At 51.8% G+C, this 1711-nt stretch carries 1 rRNA gene; it reads right to left on the reverse strand.

The annotated features are described in order from the left end of the window. Window positions 1–24 precede the first annotated feature (24 nt). Window positions 25–1567: ribosomal RNA gene (locus L2717_RS18000) — 16S ribosomal RNA — on the reverse strand. Window positions 1568–1711 lie beyond the last annotated feature (144 nt).

Raw genomic sequence — 1711 nt, forward strand, 5'->3', positions numbered from 1 at the left:
CAAACATTAAGTTAGTCGTATAGGTAAGGAGGTGATCCAGCCCCAGGTTCCCCTAGGGCTACCTTGTTACGACTTCACCCCAGTCATGAACCACAAAGTGGTGAGCGCCCCCCCGAAGGTTAAGCTACCCACTTCTTTTGCAGCCCACTCCCATGGTGTGACGGGCGGTGTGTACAAGGCCCGGGAACGTATTCACCGTGACATTCTGATTCACGATTACTAGCGATTCCGACTTCATGGAGTCGAGTTGCAGACTCCAATCCGGACTACGACGAGCTTTGTGAGATTAGCTCCACCTCGCGGCTTTGCAACCCTCTGTACTCGCCATTGTAGCACGTGTGTAGCCCTACTCGTAAGGGCCATGATGACTTGACGTCGTCCCCACCTTCCTCCGGTTTATCACCGGCAGTCTCCCTAGAGTTCCCACCATTACGTGCTGGCAAATAAGGATAGGGGTTGCGCTCGTTGCGGGACTTAACCCAACATTTCACAACACGAGCTGACGACAGCCATGCAGCACCTGTCTCACAGTTCCCGAAGGCACACCTGTATCTCTACTGGCTTCTGTGGATGTCAAGAGTAGGTAAGGTTCTTCGCGTTGCATCGAATTAAACCACATGCTCCACCGCTTGTGCGGGCCCCCGTCAATTCATTTGAGTTTTAACCTTGCGGCCGTACTCCCCAGGCGGTCTACTTAATGCGTTAGCTTGAGAGCCCAGTGTTCAAGACACCAAACTCCGAGTAGACATCGTTTACGGCGTGGACTACCAGGGTATCTAATCCTGTTTGCTCCCCACGCTTTCGTGCCTGAGCGTCAGTCTTTGTCCAGGGGGCCGCCTTCGCCACCGGTATTCCTCCAGATCTCTACGCATTTCACCGCTACACCTGGAATTCTACCCCCCTCTACAAGACTCTAGTTTGCCAGTTCAAAATGCAATTCCCAGGTTGAGCCCGGGGCTTTCACATCTTGCTTAACAAACCGCCTGCGCACGCTTTACGCCCAGTAATTCCGATTAACGCTCGGACCCTCCGTATTACCGCGGCTGCTGGCACGGAGTTAGCCGGTCCTTCTTCTGTAGGTAACGTCACAGTAATAACGTATTAAGTTATTACCTTTCCTCCCTACTGAAAGTGCTTTACAACCCGAAGGCCTTCTTCACACACGCGGCATGGCTGGATCAGGGTTGCCCCCATTGTCCAATATTCCCCACTGCTGCCTCCCGTAGGAGTCTGGGCCGTGTCTCAGTCCCAGTGTGGCTGATCATCCTCTCAGAACAGCTAGGGATCGTCGCCTTGGTGAGCCATTACCTCACCAACTAGCTAATCCCACCTAGGTTCATCCAATCGCGAAAGGCCCGAAGGTCCCCTTCTTTCCCCCGTAGGGCGTATGCGGTATTAGCAGTCGTTTCCAACTGTTATCCCCCTCGACTGGGCAGATCCCTAGGTATTACTCACCCGTCCGCCGCTCGCCGCCTCAGGAGTAAACTCCCTTGCGCTGCCGCTCGACTTGCATGTGTTAGGCCTGCCGCCAGCGTTCAATCTGAGCCATGATCAAACTCTTCAATTAAAGTTTTTTTGCTTCTCAACTTCTTATAAATAAGAAGCTAATCAGCGGCTCAATGAATTCTGATTTTTTTGTTTCTGCTACAGAAACAAACTGTACATATTGCTATGAACACTCATTGTTACATTGATTTAAATTTTTGACTGC

Origin of the sequence: Shewanella glacialipiscicola (genome assembly GCF_023283485.1) — a bacterium.
Lineage (GTDB): Bacteria > Pseudomonadota > Gammaproteobacteria > Enterobacterales > Shewanellaceae > Shewanella > Shewanella glacialipiscicola.